This window comes from Flammeovirga agarivorans (assembly GCF_012641475.1).
Taxonomy (GTDB): Bacteria; Bacteroidota; Bacteroidia; order Cytophagales; family Flammeovirgaceae; genus Flammeovirga; species Flammeovirga agarivorans.
Genome location: NZ_JABAIL010000031.1, coordinates 1 through 2396 on the forward strand (window position 1 = coordinate 1; position 2396 = coordinate 2396).

The 2396-nt window shown below is 23.6% G+C and carries 2 protein-coding genes; both read left to right on the top strand.

Features of this window, described 5'->3' with window-relative positions; genetic code table 11:
* The first annotated feature begins 97 nt into the window (after positions 1 to 97).
* On the top strand, positions 98 to 643 hold the full coding sequence (locus tag HGP29_RS27950) for a hypothetical protein (protein ID WP_168885771.1): 546 nt from the start codon (positions 98 to 100) through the stop codon (positions 641 to 643).
* Between the two features lie 266 nt (positions 644 to 909).
* A complete protein-coding gene (locus tag HGP29_RS27955) occupies positions 910 to 1881 on the top strand; it encodes a leucine-rich repeat domain-containing protein (RefSeq protein WP_168885772.1) in 972 nt (323 codons plus the stop codon).
* Positions 1882 to 2396: the final 515 nt, after the last annotated feature.

A 2396-nucleotide genomic window follows, 5' to 3' on the forward strand; every position in this document is an offset into this window, starting at 1 on the left:
ATAGTAATAAGTTACAAACTTATGACATAAACAAATTCGTAGTGACACTGCGTTTAACACTACGAATAGAGGAGAATTTAACAATTGATTTCGAATAATGAATAAATTACTATACATTATATTATTCTCATTAATGATTAATGATGAACCAATATTGTGGGATAAGAATTGTAAACTTAAATTTTCTGATTTTAAAGGAAAACGTCCACTTAATTCAGAATATGAGGGGCTGACTTCTGTGAAAATCACACAGAGATTTAAGAAATCAGCTCTTTCAGTCGATTGTTATTTTGTTCAAGAGGAATCATATTTAGATTCACAATCTGAACAATTACTTCAGCATGAACAATTACATTTTGACATAGGTGGAATAATTGCTCGAATAATTGAAAATGAAATCAAGTATTTAAGATTTGAAAAGCAAATAAAGATTAATGATAATAATTGGCTTTATTATGTAAAAAAGATCGAATCAAATTTATTGGATTATAACTTTTTATTTGATTCTATTACTAATCATGGAATCAATAAACATAATCAACTTATATGGTTTGAAATTATTAATCAAGCAAAGGATGATGATTACATAATGTTAGAAGAATTTAATGAAAGTATTAATCTTTATAAGGATAAATTTAAATAAAATTTAAACCATTAATATTTAGTGTTGAACAATAAAGTTAATGAAGAATATATTTATCCCACTGTTCGGAGTGTTAAACGCAGTGTCACTCCGAACTTCCGAATTGAATAAGTCTTAGACTTATGGCATAAACAAATTCGTTGTGACATTATCATTTATCAATACGAATAGAGGAGGATCATAGTTGTTTAAGAATGGGAGTGGGCTTAGATATTCATATATATCTGATTTTAAAGATTTTCTATTAGGTGATTATTCTAAAAAATATGGAAAAAACACAATGCAAAAATATTTATTCTATGATAGAGAAGTTTCTAAAGATTAATTGTATAATACTAATTTTGTTTTTTTTGTTACAAATTAGTGATTTTAACATTACAAAAAATATTAATTGGTTCATTTTAGATGAAAAAGAAAAAAGTGATGTTTCATATTTTTATTTGGACAAGGAAGATACCCCTGTTTTTTTAACAAAAAATGATATAGATATAATAAATAAAATTACAGAATATAAATGTTATAATTGTATAGATATATCTCAATATCTATTGAATTTATTACCAAATATAAAAGTTTTAAATTTGTCTAAAAATAACATTATGACATTCAATATTGAAAATTTTATTAGTGTAGAAAACCTAGATATAAGTGAAAATAATATTAAAAAAATTAACGTATATAATAAGAATATTAGAAATTTAAACTTATCAAGTAATGAAATTGATGATATATTAATTGATGATAATACAAATTTATGTTCTCTTGATATTTCAATTAATAGACTAGAAAATATTTTTTTTGTCCCTAAAAGCATAAAATATATTGACATATCTAATAATAAAATTTCAAAATTGATTATTGAAAAATCATTCATAATTGAAGAATTATATGCGACAAATAACCAAATAAGTACAATAAATTTAGAAAGTAATGATGAAATTGAAATATTGTGGCTTGATTATAATATTATTAATAAATTTGAGTTAACTAAAATTGTGAAAATGAATACATTAGTTTTATCAAATAATAAACTTAGTTATATTGATTTGGGACCTTTACAAGGTATAGATTATTTATTTCTTAATAAGAATAATTTAAAAGGTTCATTATTTTTAAATAAAATTATAGATAATAAAATAATAGATATTAGATTTAATAATATTGATACACTCTTTTTAAATCATCAATTTAAAGGACAAGTTTTAAGAGACTCATTAACTAAAATTGTGTTTTTATAAAAATCAAATATTTGTAGTGTAAGGATGGAATTATTCAACAAATTTTTTTATCTAAGCGTTAGACTAAAAACCTTATTTGAAATGCCTCCTCTTAATATTTTATATGCTAATCCAATGAGTAACATATTCACAAACCTATTTCTCACTCTCCTAACTAAAACAGCAACAAGCTGACCTCCAACAACAACAATTTGAAGACAGTTTATTGCAAATGGAAGAGATACCTAAACTGGTTCTTTTTGTAGGAGGTAGAGTATGCATATCAAAAGCCAATGATTTCAATTGTGGGCGAAAAGGATCAATGAGTTCAATAAACTAGATACCTTTATTTTAACTAATAGTAATAAGTTACAAACTTATGATATAAACAAATTCGTAGTGACACTGCGTTTAACACTACGAATAGAGTGAGGATTTTTATAACGATTTGGGAATCATATTATATTATTCAAAAGCTAATAAACTAGCTCAAGTTGTGTTTTTAAAACTTATGCAAAATGAATTTCATCTTTTCG

What these genes read in the sequence shown, in the direction of transcription:
- HGP29_RS27955 (WP_168885772.1), top strand. Translation starts at nt 910, where the DNA reads ATGGAAAAAACACAATGCAAAAATATTTATTCTATGATAGAGAAGTTT.
- HGP29_RS27950 (WP_168885771.1), top strand. Translation starts at nt 98, where the DNA reads ATGAATAAATTACTATACATTATATTATTCTCATTAATGATTAATGAT.